This window comes from Streptosporangium sp. NPDC050284 (assembly GCF_044459525.1).
In the GTDB taxonomy this organism is placed as follows: domain Bacteria; phylum Actinomycetota; class Actinomycetes; order Streptosporangiales; family Streptosporangiaceae; genus Streptosporangium.
This window is the reverse complement of record NZ_JBITIZ010000002.1, coordinates 102,182-125,631: the sequence shown is the minus strand read 5'-3', so window position 1 is coordinate 125,631 and position 23,450 is coordinate 102,182. Positions and strand designations below refer to the sequence as shown.

Here is a 23,450-nt window from a genome sequence, read left to right as displayed (position 1 = left end):
TCAGCAAGCGGGGAGAGCCGTGGTGGCCGGTGTTGTCGGCGCACCGCGTCACAAGACAGCGTTACAAACGATGTCATAGGGGGCGGCGGAAGCCGCGGACCGCGACTACAGCGCAGAGCGCCGACAGCAGCAAACTGAGCAGGACCGCCAGATACGCCGCCGTGCCCGGTACCTGGCCCTGCATGAGCGCGCGGGTCGAGTCGATGCCGTATGTCATCGGATTAACCATCGCGACCACCTGCAGCCACTCCGGCAGCCCGCCCACCGGCACGAAAGCGCTCGACGCGAACATCAGCGGAAACGTCACCAGCATCGTGGCGCCCTGGAACAGGTCAACGTTGCGCACCCAGCTTGCCAGCGCGATGAACAGCCATCCCACGCCCGCGCCGACGATCAGTGCCACCGCCCAGGAGACAGCCGACCCGGCGAACCCGCCGGACGGCCTGAACCCGAAAAGCACGTAAGCGAAGCCGAGCACACACAGGAGTTGGATGCCGCTGCGCACCAGATCCGCCAGGCTCCGGGCGAAGAGCACCGAGCCCAGCCAGATAGGCAGCGATCGGAGCCGGATAATCATTCCGTTCCGTACGTCCTGGGTGAGCGTGATACCGGTTTGCAGGGCAGCCTGCATAGCTGAGTTGACCATGATGGCCGGCACCAGGAACTCGATGTAGGTCACTCCGGGTGGGAAGTTTGGGGTGTCCGCTATGGATCCGAAGATTTGGCTGAAAACCAGCAGCATCAGCAACGGCCCCGCCGCGTTGAGCGCGATCATGCGTGGATCGAACGCGATCGTGTTCATGTAGCGCAGCGTGAGAACGCGGATCTGCGCCACCACCGAGGTCCCCCGCCAGGAACCGACACGGGTCCCCTTCGGGGCGTCCTCGGTGTCCAGAATGGCAGTGCCGCTCATCGCCTCTCCTCTCGAAATCGTTACGTTCCCGGCTAGCCGGAAAATGCGTGAAACACGTCGTCTAGGTTCGGTTCGGTGAAGCTGATCTCCGCCATCTCCACGCCGCATCCGGCGATGGCCTGACCGAAGGCGACGATGTCCTGGGTGCGTACCGCCGGGATGGTGACAGCGAGCCGGGCCGCGTCCCACAATGGGGCGAACCCCGCGGCTCGCAGAGCCAATACAGATGTACGCCCGTCATGCGGGTTCCCGCAGCGTGCCGTGATGGTACGGTTACCCACTCGCGCCTTCAGCTCATTCGGCGACCCGGCCGCCACCACCGTTCCGCCCGCCATGACGACGATCGAGTCGGACAGCTGGTCAGCCTCGTCTAGGTACTGCGTAGTGAGCAGCACAGTGGCGCCGTCCCGCGTGGCCGCACGCACGACCTCCCACATGGCCAGCCGCCCGGTTGGGTCCAGACCCACCGTGGGCTCGTCTAGGAAAATCACGTCGGGACGGCCCACCAGGCTCGCGGCTAGGTCCAGCCGCCGCCGCATGCCCCCCGAGTAGGTCCGCACCTTCCGATCGCCCGCGCCGCACAGATCGAACAGGTCGAGCAGTTCCTGGGCACGCACTTCGGCGGAGCCGCGGGTGGTGCCGAGCAGCCGCCCGATGAGCACCAGGTTCTGCCGTCCGGATATCTGCTCGTCCAGGGTGGCGGTCTGCCCGGTCAGCCCGATCCGCTGGCGGACCTGCGCGCCCTGCCGCACGACGTCGAATCCGGCGACCTGGGCGCTGCCCGCGTCCGGCCGGGAGAGCGTGGACAGGATGCCGATCAGCGTGGACTTGCCCGCGCCGTTGTGTCCGAGTAGCCCTAGCACCGAGCCGCGCGGCACCGCGAAGCTGACGTCCGTCAGCGCGGCGACGTCCCCGTAGCGCTTGCTCAGCCCCATCACTTCGATCGCTGCGGTCACCGGAGTCTGCTCCTTTCCTGAGAGGTTCCCGCCGTTAGGCCGTAGTTGGCGGAAGGTGCCTTGCAACGGCCCGCACGACATCGTCGTAGTACCGGATGTAGAGGGCCGCCACGAGCACGCCAGCGACGGCCACAGACCAGCCCGCAGGGCCCACCGGCGCTGCGGACCCGGTGGCGGCGAGACCCGCGGCGGCGGCGATGATGAGGATCACATTGCGGACGATCATCCCGGTACTCATCACCGACCCGCCCCGGCCGAAGCACCTGCACTCGGCGATAACACCGCTGCGCACCGCCCGGACTGCCACCGCGATGAAGCACGCCAACAGCGTGATGGCCAAGGCGAACCCCGCGCCACGGGTGCCGGACGATACCAGCAGGGCGACGGTGGCCCCCTCACCGAGCACGATGCCCGCTGCGGCCGACCTGGCGAGCCGGGGCGACAGTACGGCGAGGTGGCTGATCGCCGCCTCGAACCGGTGGAAGAACGACACGCCGCGCACCTTGTTGACGAACGCCACCGCGAACACCGTGGCGATGAAGCTCGTCATAGCGATCAACACGTACGTCATTGCGTCTCTCCCAGCCGGGCAGGGGCAGACATGAGGGGTATGACCATGGTCCGGTGGAAATGCCGGATCTCGTCGCGCTCGCCGATCGGCACGCCGTCCACCTCCACCCAGGCGTGTGCCCGGAACGGCTCGGTGAGGACCCCGGTGCACCAGGTCGGCCAAGTGCTGGCGAACCGGCACAGCAGCACGGTGGCGATCGACCGTTGCAGACAGCCCTGGCCAGCGCACTGCACGCTCACCGTGACCACGGCCGTCCGGGCGGCCAGTGCCCGATCCGCCGGGCACGGCCCGGCGCCGCGCCGGATGACCATGAGCAGCCGGCGTAGCCGCAGCGGGGACAGCCGCATGAGTACCCGGGCCAAGCTCACCGCCACGTGCGCGGCCAGCCGCCGCCGCCAAGTGATCCGGGCCGACGCCTCCAGCGTCACCGGCATCGTCATGGCGTCACGACCCGGGCTTCGCGCAGCGACACCAGCAGCTTTTCCACGTCCGTTGGGATGCGGTGCACGGACGCGGGGTGGCTGCGGCCGAGCTGCGCCACGACCTCGGGCACGCTCACCCCCTGCAGCAGCAGCCGCACCACGACCGCGCCCGTGGCGTTCAACAGCCAGTAGCCGCCGGATCTCTCGTTCAACAGGACCAGACTCTGTCCCATATCGGTCATGGAGACATGCGGTGCGAGAGAGAAACTCACCCTATTCCACCTCTCATCGAATCAGGGGTGCAGGCTGTCCGGCGCGCACCGAGCGAAGCCATGTCTCGCAGGCGAAGGTGCTGATCAGCGGCATCAGGCTCATCGACCGCGGTGGCAGGCAGAGCAACACCGAGCGCAGCGCGTCGGCGTCAACCAGCCCGAGCCGCGCGAGTTCCAGATCCTCGCAAAGCTCCAGTAGCTCGGACCGGTTCGCTCGCAGGCTCGCGTACGCCTCGGAGCTGTACTCTGACTTCGTCGAGCGATTGAGGATGTCGTCCGGGACGATTCCCCGCATCGACGCGGCGAGTAGTGGCTTATACCGGTCCGGCATGGCACAGTCCTCAAACCGGATGGACAGCGCCGCCTCCAGTACCCGGTCGTCGACATATGGCGCCTCCCAGGACACGCCGAACCGGGACGTTAGCCGGTTCACTCGGCGCAGCGTGTCCCCGCACAGCCGGACGTCTTGGACGGCCAGATGCTGGCCGCGCAGCGGTGACAGCGGCGCCGGCTGTGCGCCGCCGACCTGCCCTAGCACGCGGCGGGTCACGTCGACCGCGTGTCCCGTCGCCCACTCCGGCATCCGGAAGCTGAATCCCCAACCGAAATCCGGCTTGGATGAGATTTCGCGCAGCGGGTCCACGACCGACGCACCGGACTCCGCCAGCCACGATCCAAAGGAACGGTTACGCATCAGGGCCGTGACCGCTCCCGACAGGCTCCACCGGTGCATCGCCCGGTTGGCGCGCAAGTACCGGATTGCCCGCAGCGGCCGGGACCGGATGAGCGTGTGCAGGTAAAGCGGTGTGGTCAAGAAGAGCTCATCCCCGCCATGCCCGGTGAGGTGCCGACGCGAGCCCTCGTGGGCGAGTCGCTGTGCCAGGTAGGAGAGCCGGTCACGGGTCCGGATCCAGGCGAATGGAGCTTCCAGGTCGTCGTCCAGCTCCGCCAGGCCCGAGAACCACTTTGGTGCCTCCCGCACCGGCAGGATGATGTGCTCCGCCCGCGGCAGGGAAGAGGCGGCGCGGGCCGCCCACATGCGGTCCTCGCTAGCGGGGTTCTCCGCCTCCCACTGCGTGGTGATCAGCCGGTCGGACCTGGCGTTCGCAAGGAAGCACAGACTGGTCGAGTCCATGCCGCCGGAGAGGTCCGCACTGATCACCGGGCCGCCCACAGTGCGGACGGCGACGGCTTCCCACAGCGCCCGCTGCACCCGCTCGGCGGCCTCCGCCAGGGGGGTCTCGGCCGGTGGCGGCGCCCACCAGCGGACCGTGCGGAACCCGTCGTCCCGGCTCAGCTCCAGATAGCATCCGACGGGCAGGGCCTCGACCCCCTGCCACATCGGATGTTCGAACAGTGGCCACGGTGCCCAGGGCGCGAGCAGCCGGGTAGCCAGCAGATCCTCCGCCATCCCGGCCCCAGACAGCTTGGCCAGCGTCTGCGGGCGGTCGGCGGCGACGTGCGCGCCGGCGATACGGGCGTGGAAGATCTGACACGTGGTAGACAACGTGCCCTGCGCCCTGACGTCCCCGTCAAAAGAGACGAGAAAGTGGGCAGAACCGGCCAGACCGCCCACCAAGGCGTCCAGATCCGGCAGTTGGGCGGCCTTCGCCAGGGCCCGGCCCACCTGCTCGGCAGTGGCCGACGTCACGCCAAGAATCACGGCTTTCCTCGAACCGACCACCACCGTGGTCAACTCCTCCGGACGCCATTCGCCAACCACCCATGGACGCCCAGAAGAATGCGTGATGACCTTGCATTCCTGGACGGCTAGGAAGGAGTTGTAAAAATTCTCTCCCTCGATCGTGTCGGGGAGTATTACGAAGTCCACTTCAGTCCCTGTCTGGTTGTCGAGCGCCAGCTCCGGTGCGCGTAAATGCGCTGAAGGAGCTGGCGCCGGCCAAGAAGGCCGGCGCCAGCGACTTGGTTACTTCAGTCAGACGGACTGCATCGCCCCGCCATAGTCGCAGCGCGGATTAGCAGAGCATGACGCACGACCAGTCGGCCTCGAAGCCCCAGCTCGGCCGACCCAGCGTAACCTCTGCGAACTCGCCGACACCGGACACTGTGGGCGGCTCGTAGGCCAGCACGTCCTTCTCCATTTAATTCTCCTTTGATTCGCACTCAGGAAGCTCTGCGTTTTTCGCGGTGGCACTTCCTGCGACTGGTTACGACAGTAGCAAGACCTTCTTCCGAATCGCGTTCTCTCTGTTTTCCGCTGACTTTCGCTACGCTTTCAGTGATCTTTCACCGTGATCTGACGACCTTTTCTGGGCATACCTGCGCGTGTAATCATTCGACGGGTTCGATGCCCTTGATAGATTCACGTCGATCGCATAACGCCAGGGAGACGGTGGCCATGAGTGAGCAGGCACTGACCAGACTGTCGGTCCTCGACACCTCTCCGGTATGGAGAGGCGCCAGCCCAACACTGGCCCTAAGGGAAAGCGTGGCTGCGGCGGTGCACGTCGAGAGACTCGGCTACCACCGGTACTGGGTGGCCGAGCACCACAACGCTAGGTTCATCGCGAGTTGCGCTCCCGCCGTGCTGGCTGGACAAATCGCCGCCGCGACCTCGGCTATCCGGGTCGGATCAGGTGGGGTGATGCTGCCCAACCACGCCCCGCTCGTCGTAGCCGAGCAGTTCGGCACTCTGGAGGCGCTGCACCCGGGACGCGTCGACCTGGGCATCGGCCGGTCCCCGGGAACCGATATGGGGACCGCCCGCGCACTGCGCCGGGTGAGCAGCCCGCCGCGCTCGGGATACTTCGCGGAGCAGGTGGCCGAGGTCGCCGCGTACTTCGAACCAGACACTGGCAAGGACGACAGGATCGTGGCCACCCCTGCCCAGGGCAACCGACCCGAGCTGTGGATCCTCGGATCCAGCGCGGAGAACGCCGAGCTGGCCGGACGGCTAGGTCTGCCGTATGCCTTCGCCTACCACATCAAGCCGGACCAAGCCAGCGAGGCGCTCGCCGCCTACCGCGCCGCGTTTCACCCGTCGGCGTGGCTCGCCCGACCGTACACGCTGATCACAGCCTCGGTCGTGGCCGCGGACACCGACGAGCGGGCCGACCTGCTCGCCGGGCCTCTCGCGGTGGTGATGCACGAGTCGCTGCGCGGTGTTCGGACCCACCCGAACCTGGGGACGAGTGAGGCCGCCCGGTACTTCCGAACCCCGCGGGAGCGGACCCAGTCGCGCGAGCAGCTCCGCACCCACATCATCGGTGGCCCGCACACGGTACGGGAACGGGCGGCCGAGCTGATCGCCGCCACCGGCGCGGACGAGCTGATGGCGATGAGCCTGGTCCACGAGGTCGAGGACCGCCACCGCTCATATGAGATTCTCGCTTCCGCCGTCACTCCACGGCAGCCGGCGGGTGCGGCCCGCTGACCGTCCCCGGTGCATTGCCGTGTCGTATCAACGCCGGAAGGAGCAGATATGTCGGAGATCGGGTCCACATCGGCGCAGGACTGGCAGGCAATCGATGACGCGTGCTTTCGCCGGGCTATGTCCAGGCATGCGGCTGGCGTGGTGGTGGTCACCGCCCGAGTAGACGGTGGTCCGGTCGGGCTCACCGCGACCTCCTTCTCATCGATAAGCTTGACGCCGCCGCTGGTCGCGTTCTACATCGCCAACGTCTCCGCCACTTGGGCGTCGCTGCGCTCGGCGGAGAGCTTCGGGGTGAACATCCTGTCTGCTGGCCAGGCTGACGTGGCCGCCCGGTTCGCTCTGCGTAGTATCGACCGGCTCGGCCCGACCCGATGGCGTATCGGCGTCCGCGGCCTCCCGGTGCTCGATGGCATACTGGCCCACTTGGCTTGCCGAACCCACTCGCGTACCGTCATCGGAGACCACACTCTCGTGGTCGGCGAGGTGACCGACGTCGCCCTAAGCAGCGACGTGCGTCCCCTTGTCTACCAGCAGGGCGGCTTCGGCGACTTCCTGCCGCACGTGAGTCAGTAGGACAACGGGACCGGACTGCAGAAGGTTCTTGTCCGAGAGCAGAGCCACATGTCGCCATACCGATCGCGCGCTGCGTCAGCTGCGGGCCGATCGACTCGGCCAGTGAGGCACACGGCCTGGTGATGAGCGTCTTCGGCGGGATGCGCACGGGCGAGCGCAACCGGGTCAAGATTCGGGTGTGCAGCGCCATGTCGGCGCAGGCCCAGATGGAGAGCGGCGCTTCCTCGGTGGACGGCCGCCGTAGGGCTCTCTGCGATAGATCGACCTCGCGCTGCGGCTGGACCGCTGGCTCGGCAAGCTCTTCAGTCGTCCAACGTAGCGCGAATCGTGAATGCGCTCGCCGCAGCCGATGAGTCCGATCGGTCTGAGAAAGCCGAGTTCGTCACGCTGTGCCGCATATCGCCGCCTGGGGTGGCACCGGGCGGTGATAGAGGCTGGCGCCGACCCCACGATGGTCGCCGAGTGAATCTGGTAGGAGCAGGTGCACAAGAGCGTGGTCGAGCGGCGGCTGGCCCAGGTCCCGCTGTCACGGTCGTGGCGCCTCGAGCGCGGTTCCTTGGCCGCGACGCTGACCGAACTGGGGGACATGATGGACCTACCGGTGGTCTATTAAATCCTGGCGTAGAGGTTGAGGGCGTGTCTGGCTCCGAGGGCGGTGAGGAGGCGCTGAAATTCAGAGGGCGGGGGCGCGTTGGACCGGGCACGCCAGTAACGCTGGAGCCGTACCCAGGGGGTAAGCCAGCCGCGGACGTGGCGCAGCACTGACGGCCAAGACGGCCTGAGCTGGACGTCGGAGCTGATTTTCCTCCCGATCCTCGACGGTCTGGCCACCGTTGGAATGATTCTCACTCAACAGAGGCGGTGGTTCGCCGCCCGGGCCCACGCTGCCATCGGGCGGGCCGCTTCCGGTCAGGGTGTGCCAGCAAAAGCAGAACGCGGCCATCACCAGCGCCTGGTGGCGGCGGATCGTCACCGAGGAGCGGACCTGGAAATCGGCCCAGCCGAGCTCGTCCTTGACCTGCTTGCAGCCCTGCTCGATCCAGGAGCGCAACGCGTAGATCCGTACGAGTGCCGCCAGGTCGGCCGGTGGGTGCGAGGAGCTGGCGGCGGCCGGGCCGCCGGGGCGCGGCAGGTTGGTGGTCAGATAGCAGGTGCCGGCATCTGGCAACCTGGCCGGGTCGGTGGTGGCGATCACCAGCCGGTAGGGCTCATCGGGGCCCCACGGCCCCAGCGGGGCATCAGCCGCCCACCAGGTCTCGGTATGGCCGTCACGGAAACGACGCCGCACACGCGTCCACTCTCCGGGAGCGTCCGGGCCGCCCCAGGCCAGAGCGCGGGCGGCGTCGATCGGGGTGTGCTCGGCGCTGACGGGCGCCCACAGGCCCTTGCGCCGCTTGAGCGCCAGCACATACGTCAGCCCGAGTTGCCGCAACTCCCGCTGGTAGTCGTTGTCGCCGTAGGCGCAGTCACCGGTCACGGCGGTGAAAGCGATCCCGGCCTCCAGCGCTTTGGCCACCAGCCGTGCGGCAAGGCGCGGTTTGGTGGCGAAGCCCGAATCGGCCGTGCCGTGTGGCAGGCGGCCGTGTACGGCTGGGCGTGCAGCGGCTCATACAGCCGCTCATCGGCCCACAACGTGGTGACGGTGACAATCCCGTTGTCGGTCTTGCCCAGGCGGCCCAGCCACTGACGGGACACGTGATCGGAGGCCTGCCCATCCTTATGGTCGCCGCTGTCGTCGATCACCAGCACCCCGCCCCGGTGCGGCGCGGTCGTCGGATCTGCACGCAACAGTGCCAGCCGCTGGGCGTTGATCTTCTGTGGGTCCCACACCGACTCCGACAGGAAGTACTGCAACCGTTGCACCGCCGGGTCGTTGCTCCCGGCCACCGGTGCGGCCCCGGCCAGGCAGGTCGACGTCTTGTTACGCTCGCGAGGTAGCAGCAGCTCGGTCAGATACTCGCGAACCCGCGCCGTTGCCCGAGCGCGGAGAACAGGTCATCAAAACGCGCCGCGTAATTCTCCAGCGGAGCAGGCGCCACCGGGCACGGCAGACGAGTGGTCATCACACACCCCCTCGAAACATTCGAACGAGTATTAACAGGGTGATACCCGACGCACAGCTTGATCCAACAGGCCACCGGTAGAGGTTGAGTGCGTGTCCGGATCCCACCGCAGATCAGCAAGGCTGCCCTCAGCTTGCGATTTAAGGCGGTCCTGGCTGCTGGGGGTGTCAGCGGAGGGCTGGCCGGGCGAGCCATTGATGTTCGCCCTGGATGTCGCCCCTGATGCCCGGTCCGACGCAGAGTACGTCGACTAGCGGGTGATGGTGCAGGTGCGAGGCAAGGGCACGGACAAGTTTCCGCCCTGCTGGCCCTGCAGCCTGCTGCGGGATACAAGGAAGGCGGAGCAGGCGGCAGCTAGCCGACTGCAGAACATCGACCGCGCTATGGATATGGGCGTGATCAAGCCGGTCGGCGGACGCTTGGACGTACGTCCTGATCTCACCCTGTAGCCGTCAGGTAGAGGAACTACGGCGCAAGCTCGCTCCATAGGACGTTGGTCGTGTGCGAATCCGGTTCCCAGCACGTCGTGGCCGAACTGACCCCACTGTGTGACCGGCTCGCCCGTCACTGGCCCCCCAGCTGAAGAGCCGTGAATTCCACGAGGTGCTCATCACCGGGTAGGCGCCAGGACGCCGAGCGGAAACCGAGTGGCCCCGTTGGTTGAGGGCGTGGCGGCGCTGCTCCTCCAGGCGCGCGCCGCCACGCCGGGCTGTCAGGTGAGCTCGAACCAGACAACGGTTCCTGTGGGGTCGCGGTGGAAGCCCCAGCGGGTGGAGAGTTCGTTGACGAGGAGGAGTCCTCGGCCGCCGGTGGCGTTGGGACGGGGATTTCCGGTGTGGGGGATCCGCGTGGAGCCGGGGTCCTGGACGGTGACGATGACGCCGCGCAAGGTGAAGGCCACCGTGACGACGAACTCCCGTGGCCGATCGACCGGTGTGACGTCCGCGCTTCTGGCACCTGAGGTCCCGGTGCAGACCGGCCTGGCGGAGTGTTCGACGGCGTTGGTAGCGAGTTCGCTGGTCAGGAGCATGGCGTCGTCGCGGAGCGGGTGGTCGTCGCCGAGGATGTCGGCGACGAAGGTGCGTGCGGGCCTGACCTGGTCGGTGGTGGCCGTGAACCGCTGGGAGATGACGGGGGTGGGGGTCGGCGTCGTCGACCAGCCGGGTATCCGGCCCGGATACGGCGACCAGAGCGCGGCTGGGTGAGCAGGTCCGGTGGCGTCGCCGGGCGTGGTCCGGAATCGGTCAGCGAGCACGCTGGCGAGTGCGGACAGCAGTCGTACGGTCATCCCGGTCACCTCCCTTGCTCGTGATCTCGGTGCTCTGGCCGCCTCCGGAGGCCTCGGTGTCCCTGACGGCCGTCCGGTGGTCGGTGTCGGCTGGCTGGTCGTGCTGTTCGGGGTGGGGGCGGAAGTCCTCGATGTGCTGCATCCGGGCGGCGAGTTCAGCGGGGGTGTCGGCCTCGACGAGGCCGATGCGCTGCCGGCACCGGGTGGGGGAGAGCGCCCACCAGCGTCCGGTGGCGTGGCCGTACCAGGGGCGCCAGCCGGGGAAGCGGAGCGTCAGCGTGCACAGCGCGTGGAGGTCTTCGCCGGGTTCGTGCCGGAGGCTCTCCGCGTCCGCCTCGATGGAGGACGTGCTCATAGATCGCGACTCCTTTGCGATCAAGGGGACTCCGCATGGCCCAGTCCGCCTGCGGCGTTCCGCTTTACGTGACGCTGAATGGTGCCCATAGTTGGAGTCGCGGAGAGTGTGCGGAAAGGCACACCCTGTCGCGCTGATGCCCGTGCGACGCATGCGACGGATCACGAGGACAGACATGGCCGGACAATCAACAGTGAATGCCTCGGCGGGGTGGCAGGAGTTCGGCCACGCTCTGCGAGCGTGGCGGGAGCGTCGTGAGCTGAGCCTGCGTGATCTCGCCGAGCGGGTCCGATGGCACTTCTCATTGATCGGCAAGTGGGAGCAGGGGAAGAACCGCCCGCCTGTCGAGGCGATCATGGCCCTCGACGCCGAACTCGAAGCGGGGGGCGAACTCATGGCGCAGGCACTGCGTGTGGCCATGGCCGACGCCGATCAGGCACGGAAGGGCACCGTCGAGGCAAAGGCCTCAAAGTTGGATGAGGGAGAGGACATGGAGCGCAGACGACTCATGCGGGATGCCGCCACCGTCGCCGTTGGTGGCGTGGTCGCGCCCGTACTGGCCACGTTGACTGACGCTTGGCAGGCGTCCGAACCTCGGATCTCCGGTGCGAGCGTGTCGCAGGAGATGATCGACGACTGGGAGGACGCCGCCGACATCCACGCGAAACAGGCGTATGTTGACCCGCCCGCTGTGGTCCTTGCCGCGCTCGCCGCTGACTTCACTGACATGGCTCCTCACCTGAGCCGAATGCAACCCGAGCCAGTACGGAGCGATCTCGCCCATGCCGCCGCACGTCATGCGGCCTTGATCGCCGGAAAGTGGTTCGACCTGGGAAACCGCCGTGAGGCGCACAGGTGGTGGGCGAAGACGCGGACGCTGAGCGAACGATCCGGAGATACTTTGCTGGCCGCGTGGCTGATAGGCCGTGAAGCGGCCTACCGAAGAACAGATCCAGACGAAGACCTCGCTGACGTGCTTCTCGCGGCTCAGCGCGCTCGTCGTCTCGCCGGAGACCACCCCAGCACGCCACTCGTGATCGCCCTCAGCGCCGAGGCTCAGACTCTCGCGATGCTGGGCCGCTACGCCGAAGCGGTCGCCGTACTACGTCGAGCTGAGGAGGTGTTCTCTCGGCTGCCGTCTCAAAGCGTTGGCCTGGATCCCCATTGGATGTACTTCGATCAAAGCCTGATCTATACATTCGCGGGAGACGCCAAGCGGGCAAATGACGCACAAAACACTGCCGAAGAGCTCTATCCGTCGCAGAACCATACGAGGGTCACCATCGCCCTGCACAATGCCGCACTGCACGCCCGGACGGACCCGGAACAGGGCGCACAACAGGCATTGAGACTCGTGGAGGCGCTCCCGGTCGCACGGCGGGACGCACGGGTCAAGGCGACGGCTCGCATCGTGCTGGCCGTTGCTCCTGAGAAGGCTCGTGAGTTGCCCGCCGCCCGGGAACTGCGTGTTCTGACGACGGGCGACCGATCGGCCTGAGCTGGATTCCCTTGACCGTCAGGACCAGGTCTGGCCATCGGGGGTGTCGACGACCTTCACGCCGAGAGCGGCGAGCTCGTCGCGGAGGAGGTCGGAGGCGGCCCAGTCCTTGGCGTCGCGGGCTTGTGAGCGCCGCTCAAGCAGCTCGGCGGCGCCTTCGGGCAGGGTCTTCGGCCTGACCGCTCTGCCGATGTCGAGGGAGAGGTCCAGGGCGAGGATCTGGTCGAGGTGCAGGAACGCCTCGAAGCGCGAGCCGGGGGCGATCGAGCCGTCGCGCTCCAGCTCGCGCATGAGCCGCAGCGCGAGCGGGGTGTCGAGGTCGTCGTCGAAGGCGGCCTCGATCCTGGAGACCCGGTCGGCGGGCATCGGGCCGCTCGGCGACTCCGACCACTCGGCCACCTGGCCGCGCCAGCGGCGCAGGGTCTTGTCGGCGGCCCGCAGGGTGTCCCAGGTGAGGTTCATCTGCTGGCGGTGGCGGTGCTCAAGCAGTGCGAGCCGTACGGCCAGCGGGTCGAGACCGGCGTCCGCCACGTCCTTGAGCAGGACGACGTTGCCGGTGGACTTCGACATCTTGCGCCCGTCGAAGAGCAGGTGCTCGCCGTGCACCCAGTGCCGTACCACTTCGTGCCCGGCGGTGGCGTCGGACTGGGCGCGCTCGTCGTCGTGGTGCGGGAAGCGCAGGTCGATCCCGCCGGTGTGCAGGTCGATGTTCTCGCCGAGGAAGCGCAGTGACATGGCCGAGCACTCGATGTGCCAGCCGGGGAAGCCGCGGCCCCACGGGGTCTCCCAGGTCAGTCCCTGCTCGGAGGGCTTCCACAGCGCCCAGTCGGCGTGGAAGCGCTTGCGCGGGTCGACGGCCTCGATCCGGTGGCCCGGCCTCAGCTGGTCGAGCCGGTTGCCGGAGATCTCCCCGTACGTCGGGAAGGAGGCGGCGTCGAAGAAGACCGACCCGTCGGGGGTCGCGTACGCGTGCCCCTTCTCGATCAGCTTGGCGATCATCTCGATCATCAGGTCGATCGACTCGCTCGCCCGGGGCGAGTGCTCGGGCGGGCGAATGTTCAGCGCGGTCGTGTCCGCCACGAAGGCGTCCTCGTAGAAGCGCGCGACCTCAAGGACGCTCCGCCCTTCGGCCCTGGCCTGGGCGAGCACCTTGTCCTCGCCGGAGGGGTCGATCTCGGTGTCGTCCACCAGGTGCCCGACGTCGGTGATGTTGCGGCAGGCCACCACCCGGACCTTCTGCCGCTCGCTGACCCGCCTGATCAGGTCCGCGAGCAGGTACGAGCGGAGGTTGCCCACGTGGGCCGACCTGTAGACGGTCGGGCCGCAGGTGTACATCCGCAGGGAACGGCTCCCCTCGGGGACGATCCGCTCGACCCGGCGATTCCGTGTGTCATACAGGCGCAGCATGTGTCGAGCCTACGCAACGATCGCGCCCGATCCCACGGCGCGTGAGCCGCCCCGGGCGCGACCGGAGCCGGTACGGGCGCGGCCGCACCCGCCTTCTGGGCGCGTGGCCGCGCCCGTACCCGGGGGTACGGCGAGATCACCCTTCGAGGAAGGCGAGGATCTCGCGGTCGCCCCGGTCGCGCAGGCGGGTGATCACCTCTTCGCGGGTGCAGCCCTCCGACAGGCCGATGCGGGCGCCGATCAGGCGGATGCCCTCCGCCTCGGAGGCCACCGGCGCCGTGTAGCCGATCAGGTGCAGTGCCCGGTTCAGGGCGGGCAGGGTCGGCGAGGCGGCGGGCAGGTAGCGGGTGAGCAGCTCGCCGCCGTCGGAGACCGTGAGGAAGACGTGGTCGCCCTCGGAGGCGTTGGCGGCGATCAGGACGGGACGGATGGAGCCCATCGTCGGCTGGTTGTGCCAGCTGATCACCACGTCGCCCGAGGGGGTGGCGGCGGTGAGCTGGCCGCCGGGGGCCATGCCCAGGTGCGCGGCGAAACCGGTCGGCAGCGGCGAGCCCGAGCCGCGCAGGTGCTCGGCGTTCACGTCCACCCGGTGCCACCAGCGCCCGTCGCGGCTGCGGAAGCAGCGCCGGGTCTCGGAGACGTCCCTGCGCGGCTGGTAGTCGGCCTGCTCGGCTCCGGCGACCCTGATCCACCCGCGCTGCGTACGCTCGAAGCCCGGCCCGCCCGCGTACGCGCGGACCGAGCTCTCGCTCACGTCGTAGCGTTCGGTGAGGTTGGTGACGATCGTGTTGACCGACGCCTCGCCGTTGGCCCGCTCGATCTCCCGGACGATCATCTCCCGGATGCCCAGATACTGCTCGCCGCCCCAGCGCGTGAGCCCGTACTTGTTCCGGTCGACCCGCAGGAAACGGTCGTCGGCGGTGAGCTGGTTGCGGATGCCGACGAGGCTGTAGTCCTCGCCGATGCGCTCCTGGATCTCTTCGGGGGTGAGCGGGCCGCCCGCCACCGCGAGCACGGCCTCGGCCTTGTCGTTGACGCTGCGCGGCCAGGGCACCACGTGGTTCTCCAGCACCCGCAGCTGGGGCACCGCGATGAGCCAGCGTTCGGCGACGTCCTCGCGGATGCCGAGCTGGCTGGCGAGCGTCACGGCCTCGTCCATCGGGCGGGGCCCGTCGGTGAACAACTGCCGGGTCTTCTCCCTGAGCTCGTCGGCGCCCCCGGCGACCAGCCAGCCGTCCACCTGCTCGTAGCCGGTGAGCAGGGTCCGTACGAACCGCCAGGAGGGGATGCCCAGCGTGGCGAGCTCGGTGCGGTGCCACGGTACGGCGGCGGCGAGGTCGTCGGCGGGCACGGCGGAGCCCAGCCGGCCCCGCAGCCACGACACGTGGGCGATGAGCGGCGCCGCGTCCTCCTTGGCGAGCCAGGCCTCGACGTGGTCGCGCAGGTCGCGTTCGATCTGCCGGATGCGTTCCCTGGTGACCGAGAACCGCTGGGCCAGGTCGTCGAGGGTGGCCCGCTGGGAGGCGTACAGCCGGTCCCTGGCGATGGCCCGCTGCCGCTCGTCAAGCGCGGCGAAGACCTCGTCGATCAGCTCGGGCAGCGGCCGGTCGGGCCGGGAGGGGCGAATCCTGGTGACGCTCTCCTCGGTGACCGGTTCGAGGAGCCGCTCCAGCACCCCGGTGAACAGCTTGTGCACCACCTCGCGGCCGAGCCCTTCCGGCGTGCGGGCGCTCGCTGCGGGGTCGGCGAACCTGAGCAGGGGGAGGACGTCACCGAGCATCAGGTGGCCCCAGCACGCCAGGGCGAGGTCGGCCAGGCGGCCGGCCACCTCGGACGTCCCGATGGTCGAGCAGGCGGTGTCGAGCGGGAGCGCCTGCCACCACGCCTCGGGGAGGCGGGGGTCGGTCGCGATCGGCGCCACCTGGCCGGGAGAGGTCCAGCGCAGAGGTGGCGCGATGTCGCTCAAACTGAGGTTCATTGAGGTCCAACCGGCAAAGGGGAATATATCCGCAGTTCAGACTATGTGGTCAGGTAGGAAGGAATGGACTTGCCCGTCCGTAATAAGAAACGTAAAGAAGTTCCCTGGCCCGGGTGCAGGCCACATACAGCAGGCCGCGTTCCCGCTGGAGGTCGTGTGCCCTGGCAGCGGGGTCCTCACCGATCGGGGTGAGGGAGTCGAGGTCGGGGACGATCCCCTCGGTCACGCCGATCACCGCGACCCGGCGGAACTCCAGCCCCTTCATGCCGTGCAGCGTCGTCACCCGTACCCCCAGATCACGCAGAGCGGCCCGTGCGTCACGCACGAGGCCGGCGGTCCTGGCGGCCACCGCTATCTCCTCGGGCGTCACACCCTCATTCACCCACTGTCCCACCTGTGCCACCAGACCCGTTAGCTCGTCCTGCGGTGAATCGTAGGCGCGGACCATCGGCCGGAGCCCGTGCCGGGTGCCCCTGAAGCCGTAAAGCTCCTGCACACCCTTGACGAGCCCGTCGGCGGGACCGCCCCCGCGTAATCGGACTCCCCAGGACAGGATCTCCCGTGGGAGCCGGTACGACACCCGCAGACGCTGCTGGATCGCGTCGATTCCCACGGCGCCGAGCGTCACCCGCGTGTCGAAGATGCGCTGGTGCGGGTCGCCCACGATGAACAGGTCGTCGCGGGCGTGCGGCACCGCCGCCCGCAGCAGCCGCCACTGCGCCGGGTGAAGATCCTGCGCCTCGTCCACGATGATGTGCCGGTACGGCTCCCGCGCGGGCTCCGCCTCCTCCAGCAGGTCCCCCGTCGTCTGGCCGAGCAGCACCGACGCCTCGGAGGCGAGCTGCAGCAGGGTCCGCTTGCCGCGTGCCCGCAACTGCTCGGTGACGTGTTCGACGGCCCTCCACACGGAGGCGCGCTCCTCGCCGGACAGCTCGACGCTGCGGCCGGGGCGGGGGGCCGCCAGATACTCGTCCAGGGTCCGCAGGTTCTGCGCCAGGACCACCTGCTCCCACTCGCGCAGCAGGAACGCCGGGCTGTGACCGGTCTCGGTCTCCTCCCAGAGCGCGGTCAGCTCGGCGGCGCCGATCAGCGAGGGCGGGCGCCCCTCGGCCTCGGCGACCACGCGGTGGGCGAGCCGGTCCACGTTGCCGACCTCGATCCGCTTGCGGACCACCTCGTCCTCGATCAGCAGGTCGAGCCTGGTCGCGAGCTCGGCGCTCAGCCCCTGGGAGAAGGTGACGAGCAGGATCTGCCCGCTCGCGCGCCTGGCCAGGTAGGCGGCCCTGTGCAGGGCGACGAGCGTCTTGCCGGTGCCCGCGCCGCCGGTGACCAGCGTCGGCTGCTGGTAGGACTCCCAGTACGCGAGCCGGTGCTGCGGCGGGTGCAGGAACACGCACCAGCCGGGCGCGTCGAGCACGCGGTTCAGCTCGCGCGGATCGTCGACGAAGACGGCGCGGTCGGGGCTGCGCACGAGCGCGGCGCCGAAGTCCTCGGGATTGATCGGCTCGGGGCCCGCGGCGACGGCGCGGCAGTTCTCCAGTTCCCGCCACGCCCCGGCCATCGACTCGCCCCTGGCGAGCGCCGCCAGCGGCTCGTACTGCGTCGGGGGCAGCAGCGGCTCCAGCGCCTCCAGGGTGAGCTGGTCGGTGATCTGCCTGACCAGCGGCAGGAAACGGCCGTCGACCCCCAGCTCGGCCAGGTCGCTGTCGCAGATGTCGACGAACAGTCGCGTCGCGGACGCCTCGGCCGCCCTGCGCACCGCGGGCCGCACCCGGTCCAGCGCCTCGGCGTCCCACATCTCGACCACGCCCAGCGCCGTGTTCACGCCGAACCGGTAGCGCTGCGCGTACGCCCACGCCTCCGCGTCCGGCAGCACGGTGAGCAGCCAGTACACGTCCCGCTGCTTGACCACGACGCCCCGGTGCCGCTCGGCCAGCCACAGGGTGGCCACCCGGGGGTCCCTCGCCCCCCTGACCCGCTCGGGGTGCGGGGCGCCCGCCACGTTCTGAAGGAATCTGCGCGTCGAGACCACGATGTCCCTGCGCACCGGCTGGGCCAGGGCGCCGAGTTCGACGGGGAAGTCGGGGGAGATGGCGAGGCGGGGCATGGGTCAGGCCAACAGGGACAGGAGATCGCGGTCCCCGCGTTCTCGAAGCCTGGTGAGGAGTTCCGGGAAGCCCACGGGACCCGTCATGCCGACCCGGGTGGCGATGACCCGCCTCGCCTGCTCGGGAGTGCCGCCCGCCGCGGTGTAGCCGACCAGCCGCAGTGCCCGCGCCGTCGTCTCCACCTCCTCGCCCGCGAGCGGCAGGTGCCTGGCCCGCAGGACCCCCTCGTCGGACAGGGTGAGGAACAGGTGACTGCCCTCTTTGGCGCCCACGTCCTCCAGGAGCGTCCTGAGCGACTCCAGCACGGGCCTGTCGTGCCAGCTGAGTACCAGCTCGCCGACCGCGCTGCTGACCGTGCGGCCCTCGCCCGGCGACATCCCGAGGTAGGCGGCGAACCCGCTGGGCAGCGGGCACTCGATGCCCCCGAGGTGTTCTTCGGTGACGTCGATCCTGAGCCACCAGCGGCCGTCCGGCTGCCGGAAGCAGCGCCTGGTGAGCGAGACGTCCTTCAGCGGGCGGAACGGGGCCTTCCTCGGCTCCCCGCCGCCCGGCGGCTCGCCGATCCCCTCGGCCGGCTTCTCCACGGTGAGGGCCGGGGCGCCGTTCGAACGCTGGGGAGACCGCTCGCCCGCGCCGAGGATGCGGAGCTGCGGGACGTTCTCCAGCCACTCCTTGGACACCTCGGGGTGAATGCCCAGCGAGGAGACCATGTCGAGGGCCTTGTTGATCGTGAGCGGCGGCTTGGCACCGCTGATCATGTCGCGGGTACGGTGGCGCAGCTCGGTGATGTCGCCCTCCACCAGCCACTCGTCGACCAGGTGGTAGCCGGGGAGGGTGGCCAGCACGAACTGCCAGGCAGGCACGTCCAGGGAGTGCAGCTCCCCGGTGTGCCACTCGGCCGCGTTGATCAGACGCTCTCTCGGCGCGGCCTTGCCGAGGATTTCCTTCACCCCCTCCAGGTGCTCCCGGTACGGGGCGGCCTCGTCGGAGGCGACCCACTCGGCGAGCTCCCGGCGCAGGTCGGCCTCGATGCCGCGGATGACCTCGGGAGACACCGCGAAGAGCTTGGCCAGCGCCTCCACGGTCGCCGGGGCGTCGCTGAACAACCTGTTCTGCGCCACCGCCCAGCGCTTGTCCTCCACGTTGGCGAAGACGCCGTCCAGCAGCGCGTGCAGGTTCTTCCGCACCGGCCGGGCCTCGTCGCCGTCGTCGCGGCCCTCGTCATCACCCTCGTCGCGCCCGTCGGCCTCGTCGCCCTCCGCGACCGGCTCGGGGGCGTCGGGGAGTGCGAAGGCGTCCTCGCGGTCGCCCTCGGAGTCGTCCTCGGGGGCGTCCCCTGTCTCGGCCGTCTCGGCTGTCTCGGTGGCGGGCTCCACGTCCGGCTCGACGGCTTCCGCGACTCCGGCTTCCGCAGGTCCGGCTTCCACGGCCTCGACTTCCGAGGATTCAGCCTCGGTTTCCACGGCTCCGACCCCGGTTTCCGCGGGTCTGTCCCCAATTTTCACGGCTTCGACGTCCGCGGGCCCGGCTCCGGTTTCCACGGGACCGGCTCCGGCGGGCTCGGCCCCGGTTTCCAAGAACCCGGCTCCGGTTTCCGCGGGTCCGGCTCCGGCTCCGGCTCCGGCGGGCTCCGCCTCCCCGGAAGCGGGCGCGAACCGGTCCTCCCTTACGAAAGCGCTCGCCCCTTCCCACGGGAAGGCGTCGGCGTCCTCCCGCTGGAAGGCGCTCGCCGACGGGCTCTTCCTCGCCGAGGCGGGCTGGAAGAGCGATCCGGGGGCCTCGTCGGGGCGGCGGGTGTCGGTTACCGGTGGCTCCCGGCGGGCCTTGCGCTTCGGCAACGCCATCGGCTGCGCGAGGGCCTCGGGCTCCGGCGTGGGAACGTTCTCGGCGTCTTCCGGCACGGTCTGCGCGCGGAGGTCCGCCACGGCGGGCGGGCCGTCCGGCGCCCGGAGCCCTCCGGCGACGGATCCACTCGCGACGGACTCGCTCTCGGCACCCTCGTCCGCGAGGGCTTCGCGCGTGGCGCCACCGTCCGCGACGGGCTCGTGGGCGGCCTCGGCCGCCCCGGAGGACACCGCCCCGGAGGACACCGCCCCGGAGGACTCGGCCGCGCGCGCCGGCGGGATCGCGTGGGCGGGGACCGCCAGGCGCGTGAAGACCGCCGTGAACAGGACGTGCAGCAGAGGGACCGGCTGGATGAACGGCTGGTCGCGCAGGTCGTGGCCGGTCAGTGAGAGAAGGCCGGGCCAGGACCCGGCGCGGTCGAGGGCGATGGCCGTGGAGGGCTCGTCGGCCTCGTCCGGGTCCAGGACGTGCAGGGCGGGGAGCACGTCACCCAGGGCGGCGGCGGGCCAGTGGTTCAGGACGATCGAGGCGAGGATGTCGGCGAGCCTCTCCGGGCCCAGCACGGCGAGCACGCGGGCCATCGGCAGGCTCCGCCACCAAGCGTCCGGTAGGTCGGGCTGTTCACGCAGAAGTGGGATCGTGGCCGCGTCGCTCCAGCGCAGCGGCGGCACGAGGTCACTCAGACAGAAGTTCATCCGTTCCCTTCACCAGCCCCTCAAGCCGCCCGAGTCACCCCATGTGGCCGGGGAACGAGACTCATGGAACAGACCATAGTCTGGCAAATTACCTCGGCGCATTGGGTGGGTTCAGCGGCGTACGGCCGCGAACCGCAGTCTCACGTAGTCGGCCATCCAGCCGCTCTCCCGCCGCAGGGCGGGGGCGGCCAGCTCGTTCACCCGCCGGAGCAGCGGGTCGACCATCTCCGCGGGCACCTCCTTGAGCAGCGAGCCGGCGAACATCCGCACCCAGTCGGCCGCCCCGCCGGGGCACTCGTCGAGCGGGGTCGGCCGGTCGAAGTATTCCAGCAGGCGGACGGTGAAGCCGCCCTTCTCCAGCCGCGTGGCGTATTCGGCGGGGGTGGGAAAATACCAGGGCAGGCCGGGCTCGCGCAGCCCGTACTCCCGCCAGGCGGTGGACAGTGCCGCCGTCAGCGCGGCGCAGTTGCCCGCGCCGCCCATCTCGGCCACGAACCGCCCGCCAGGCGTGAGGGCCTCGCGGACCCTGCCGATCACCGCGTCCGGCTCCTGGCCCATCCAGTGCAGGGCGGCGTTGGAGAAGACCGCGTCGTAGAGCTCGGCCACCGTGAAGCCGCGGCCGTCGCCGACGACGAAGTCCAGCCCGGGATGCTGCGCCTGGGCCTTTTCGATCATCGCCTGCGATCCGTCGATCCCCAGGACGTAGGCGCCCCGGGAGGTGATCTCGGCCGCGAGCATTCCCGTGCCGCAGCCGAGATCCACGATGCGCTCCCCGGGCTGCGGGTCGAGGAGGTCGACCAGCGGGGCGCCGTGCGCCGAGACGTATCCGAAGCTGTTGTCGTAGGCGCGAGCGTTCCACCTCATCAAGCTCGGGGTGTCGTATCGCAAGACGATCAGCTCACATTCTGAGACGCGAAGCCTCTTATCGGTACTCTCCAGACACTTTAGAGCCTCTGGGAAGTCGCGACATATCAGTCTCACCAGCCTCAGCAACCTCAGGGCTATCTCACCTTGCTGGACCACTCGCGCTGGAGGTAGGCCCTCGCCGTGTCGATCTCCGGGATGGTGAGGATCACCGGCCTAGCGTTGGTGGCGGGGAGTTTCGCGGCCAGTTCCTGATCGAGGGTGCCGCGCATCTGGAGGGCCTCCATCCTCGCGGGCCTGGCGTAACCCTTCAGGAACAGGTTCTGCCCTCTGTCGGAGAACAGGAACTCCTGCCAGAGCCTGGCCGCGGCCGGGTGCGGGGCCCGCTTGTTGATGGCCTGCACGTAGTACGCGCCGAGCACGGCGTCGCCGGGAATCATCACCTTCCACGTCTTGTCGGCGGCGGCCCGCTCGGTGTTGTTGTAGTCCCAGTCGACGAGGACCGAGGCCGCCTTGGGGGTGGCCGCGAGGTTGCCCGCCTTCTTGAGGCGGTGGAAGAACTCCACGCCCCGCTCCGCCCGCGCCTCGCCACCCCGCAGGGAGGTCGCCATCACCCCGCTGAAGGCCGCGGAGACCTCTCGGGGGTCGCCGGGCAGCGCGACGCTGTGGCGCGGCTTGAGCAGGTCGGAGAAGGACGCGGGGGCGGTGACCCTGGTCGGGTCGTAGCCGATGGACATGTAGCCGCCGTACCCGGCGTACCAGAAGCCCCTGTGGTCCTTCAGACGGTCGGGGATGTCCTGCCAGCCCTGGACCCTGTACGGGGCGAAACGGGCGGCGTTGGCCGCGGCGACGTCCATGCTCAGGTCGAACACGTCCGGTTTGAGGTCGTCCGCGGCCGCGATCTCCCGCGCGCTTCCGGCGTCGGGCTCCAGCTGGTGCACCTTGATCCCGTACTCCTCGGAGAAGGTGTCGATGATCTCGCCGTAGTTCACCCAGTCGCGCGGCAGCGCGATCACCGTGAGCGCCCCCTCCTGCCTGGCGGCCTCCACGAGGCGCTCCATCGTCGAGAAGCCCTCCTTGAGGGAGGCGGCCTGCACGTTGAGAGGCGGGAATTGGACGTTCTGAGGAGCCGGGGCGCCACATCCGGCGATCGTGGCCGTGAGGATCACGGCGGCTGCGGCGCTGGTACGTACGGTCACGAGCGGAATGCTCTCCGCTGTCATTCCCCTGGTCGAGCAGGCGCGACGCTTCTTAACGAACGGCTTACACGTGTCTTGGCGAGCGGCTTACCCAGAGGGCGTCCATCCTGACCGGTCAGCGGCTCCGAGCGTCCCGGCGAGGCCCCGGTGCCCCTTGAGTCCCCGGAACGTCCCCTGGAGTCCCCTGGAGTCTCTGGGCCGCCGTTCACCCGCCGGTGCGGGGACCCCGGGGCCGCGGGGACTCGGGAACGACCTTCGCCGCGGCGAGCGTCTCCTCGGCGATCTCCACCAGGACGCCGTTCCGCCTGCGCACACCGAGCACGCCGTCCCGCCAGAACTCCAACTCGCCCACCGCGTCGCGAAATCCCTCGGGGACCCTTCTCCGGGTGGTGACTCTTTTGCCCACGTCGGAAGGGGTTATGGTGATGCTCAGGCGAGCGCTGACATGAAAGGCCATTGGCTTTTGCCCCCTCCCGTTTCAGAGACGCGGCGGGCACGGCAATACTAGGGCTTAGCAACTCGCGGTCGAAGTCGTGCCTAGGTGCGTAAAGAAGAAGGAGCCCGAGGTGACCTACGTCATCGCGCAGCCTTGCGTGGACGTCCTGGACAAGGCGTGCATCGAGGAGTGCCCTGTCGATTGCATCTACGAGGGTGAGCGGATGCTCTACATCCACCCCGACGAATGCGTCGACTGCGGCGCGTGCGAACCGGTGTGTCCGGTGGAGGCCATCTTCTACGAGGACGACCTTCCCGAGCAGTGGAAGGACTTCTACAAGGCGAACGTGGACTTCTTCGAGGACCTGGGGTCGCCCGGCGGCGCCTCCAAGGTCGGCAAGATCGAGAAGGACCACCCGGTCGTCGCGGCCCTGCCTCCGCAGGCCGAGAGCCACTAGGAGCCGGTGTCCGAGGGGGCGGCCGCGACGGCCGTCCCCTCGCACCGCCATCGCCGGACCTCGTTCCGGCGAAATCCCTCGCCCCGTCATCGGCAGGCCCAGTTCCAGTGAAAGACGACGGCTGATCACCATGAACGCCAATTCCGACCGGTCAGA

At 69.1% G+C, this 23,450-nt stretch carries 22 protein-coding genes and 1 pseudogene; 5 read left to right on the top strand and 18 right to left on the bottom strand.

The features are described from left to right. Positions 1-73 precede the first annotated feature (73 nt). The 7 genes from ACIBH4_RS04935 to ACIBH4_RS04905 form a co-directional block, all read right to left on the bottom strand. Positions 74-913: an ABC transporter permease gene (locus ACIBH4_RS04935; protein ID WP_362509737.1), complete on the bottom strand. Its 840-nt coding sequence runs from the start codon at positions 911-913 to the stop codon at positions 74-76. A gap of 32 nt (positions 914-945) precedes the next feature. Beyond that, positions 946-1,869: an ATP-binding cassette domain-containing protein gene (locus ACIBH4_RS04930; protein ID WP_362509740.1), complete on the bottom strand. Its 924-nt coding sequence runs from the start codon at positions 1,867-1,869 to the stop codon at positions 946-948. A 34-nt stretch (positions 1,870-1,903) separates the two neighbouring features. Next, positions 1,904-2,440: a MauE/DoxX family redox-associated membrane protein gene (locus ACIBH4_RS04925; RefSeq protein ID WP_362509743.1), complete on the bottom strand. Its 537-nt coding sequence runs from the start codon at positions 2,438-2,440 to the stop codon at positions 1,904-1,906. Continuing rightward, on the bottom strand, positions 2,437-2,880 hold the full coding sequence (locus ACIBH4_RS04920) for a lasso peptide biosynthesis B2 protein (protein WP_362509746.1): 444 nt from the start codon (positions 2,878-2,880) through the stop codon (positions 2,437-2,439). The genes ACIBH4_RS04925 and ACIBH4_RS04920 overlap by 4 nt, the downstream gene beginning before the upstream one ends. Beyond that, positions 2,877-3,134: a lasso peptide biosynthesis PqqD family chaperone gene (locus tag ACIBH4_RS04915; protein ID WP_362509749.1), complete on the bottom strand. Its 258-nt coding sequence runs from the start codon at positions 3,132-3,134 to the stop codon at positions 2,877-2,879. Before ACIBH4_RS04915 ends, ACIBH4_RS04920 begins: the two co-directional genes overlap by 4 nt. A gap of 13 nt (positions 3,135-3,147) precedes the next feature. Next, positions 3,148-4,965, bottom strand: a complete 1,818-nt coding sequence (locus tag ACIBH4_RS04910) for an asparagine synthase-related protein (protein WP_362509752.1) — start codon at positions 4,963-4,965, stop codon at positions 3,148-3,150. A 145-nt stretch (positions 4,966-5,110) separates the two neighbouring features. Next, positions 5,111-5,236, bottom strand: coding sequence for a lasso RiPP family leader peptide-containing protein (locus tag ACIBH4_RS04905; protein WP_362509755.1), 126 nt, complete (start codon positions 5,234-5,236; stop codon positions 5,111-5,113). A 257-nt stretch (positions 5,237-5,493) separates the two neighbouring features. Here ACIBH4_RS04905 and ACIBH4_RS04900 point away from each other — a divergent pair, with 257 nt between their 5' ends. The 3 genes from ACIBH4_RS04900 (at position 5,494) to ACIBH4_RS04890 (ending at position 7,714) form a co-directional block, all read left to right on the top strand. After that, positions 5,494-6,528, top strand: coding sequence for an LLM class flavin-dependent oxidoreductase (locus ACIBH4_RS04900; protein WP_362509758.1), 1,035 nt, complete (start codon positions 5,494-5,496; stop codon positions 6,526-6,528). A gap of 48 nt (positions 6,529-6,576) precedes the next feature. After that, positions 6,577-7,101 carry a flavin reductase family protein gene (locus ACIBH4_RS04895; protein ID WP_362509761.1) on the top strand — a complete coding sequence of 175 codons (525 nt, stop codon included), beginning with the start codon at positions 6,577-6,579 and terminating at the stop codon, positions 7,099-7,101. 481 nt (positions 7,102-7,582) lie between these two features. Next, positions 7,583-7,714: a hypothetical protein gene (locus ACIBH4_RS04890; RefSeq protein WP_362509764.1), complete on the top strand. Its 132-nt coding sequence runs from the start codon at positions 7,583-7,585 to the stop codon at positions 7,712-7,714. A gap of 60 nt (positions 7,715-7,774) precedes the next feature. Here the strand turns inward: ACIBH4_RS04890 and ACIBH4_RS04885 are convergent, their stop codons facing one another. The 4 genes and pseudogenes from ACIBH4_RS04885 to ACIBH4_RS04870 form a co-directional block, all read right to left on the bottom strand. After that, a complete protein-coding gene (locus ACIBH4_RS04885; protein WP_362509767.1) occupies positions 7,775-8,617 on the bottom strand; it encodes a transposase in 843 nt (280 codons plus the stop codon). Continuing rightward, positions 8,575-9,069: pseudogene (locus ACIBH4_RS04880) on the bottom strand (transposase); the annotation flags it as partial. The gene ACIBH4_RS04885 and the pseudogene ACIBH4_RS04880, both read right to left, overlap by 43 nt. Positions 9,070-9,876: 807 nt before the next feature. Continuing rightward, on the bottom strand, positions 9,877-10,452 hold the full coding sequence (locus tag ACIBH4_RS04875; protein ID WP_362509770.1) for an ATP-binding protein: 576 nt from the start codon (positions 10,450-10,452) through the stop codon (positions 9,877-9,879). Beyond that, positions 10,409-10,807 (bottom strand): hypothetical protein, encoded by a 399-nt coding sequence (locus ACIBH4_RS04870; protein ID WP_362509773.1) that lies wholly within the window; start codon positions 10,805-10,807, stop codon positions 10,409-10,411. Before ACIBH4_RS04870 ends, ACIBH4_RS04875 begins: the two co-directional genes overlap by 44 nt. 175 nt (positions 10,808-10,982) lie before the next feature. On the opposite strand from ACIBH4_RS04870, the gene ACIBH4_RS04865 reads away from it, so the two are divergent. Next, complete coding sequence (locus ACIBH4_RS04865; RefSeq protein WP_362509776.1) at positions 10,983-12,305, top strand: helix-turn-helix domain-containing protein; 1,323 nt, start codon at positions 10,983-10,985, stop codon at positions 12,303-12,305. An 18-nt stretch (positions 12,306-12,323) separates the two neighbouring features. Here ACIBH4_RS04865 and cysS read toward each other — a convergent pair whose 3' ends face one another. From cysS to ACIBH4_RS04830, 7 genes are all read right to left on the bottom strand, one after another. Next, positions 12,324-13,712: a cysteine--tRNA ligase gene (cysS, locus tag ACIBH4_RS04860; RefSeq protein ID WP_362764105.1), complete on the bottom strand. Its 1,389-nt coding sequence runs from the start codon at positions 13,710-13,712 to the stop codon at positions 12,324-12,326. Between the two features lie 136 nt (positions 13,713-13,848). Then, entirely contained in the window at positions 13,849-15,678 is a 1,830-nt protein-coding gene (locus ACIBH4_RS04855) for a sigma factor-like helix-turn-helix DNA-binding protein (protein WP_362764107.1), read from the bottom strand. Positions 15,679-15,739: 61 nt separating this feature from the next. Then, positions 15,740-17,797 carry a UvrD-helicase domain-containing protein gene (locus tag ACIBH4_RS04850; RefSeq protein WP_362509785.1) on the bottom strand — a complete coding sequence of 686 codons (2,058 nt, stop codon included), beginning with the start codon at positions 17,795-17,797 and terminating at the stop codon, positions 15,740-15,742. Between the two features lie 3 nt (positions 17,798-17,800). Further along, a complete protein-coding gene (locus ACIBH4_RS04845) occupies positions 17,801-20,338 on the bottom strand; it encodes a hypothetical protein (protein ID WP_362764110.1) in 2,538 nt (845 codons plus the stop codon). A gap of 111 nt (positions 20,339-20,449) precedes the next feature. Further along, positions 20,450-21,202 carry a methyltransferase domain-containing protein gene (locus ACIBH4_RS04840; RefSeq protein ID WP_362764114.1) on the bottom strand — a complete coding sequence of 251 codons (753 nt, stop codon included), beginning with the start codon at positions 21,200-21,202 and terminating at the stop codon, positions 20,450-20,452. Positions 21,203-21,339: 137 nt separating this feature from the next. After that, a complete protein-coding gene (locus tag ACIBH4_RS04835; RefSeq protein ID WP_362509794.1) occupies positions 21,340-22,401 on the bottom strand; it encodes an ABC transporter substrate-binding protein in 1,062 nt (353 codons plus the stop codon). Between the two features lie 205 nt (positions 22,402-22,606). Further along, positions 22,607-22,807, bottom strand: coding sequence for a hypothetical protein (locus ACIBH4_RS04830; protein ID WP_362509797.1), 201 nt, complete (start codon positions 22,805-22,807; stop codon positions 22,607-22,609). Between the two features lie 160 nt (positions 22,808-22,967). On the opposite strand from ACIBH4_RS04830, the gene fdxA reads away from it, so the two are divergent. Beyond that, positions 22,968-23,294, top strand: coding sequence for a ferredoxin (gene fdxA, locus ACIBH4_RS04825; RefSeq protein ID WP_344902423.1), 327 nt, complete (start codon positions 22,968-22,970; stop codon positions 23,292-23,294). Positions 23,295-23,450 lie beyond the last annotated feature (156 nt).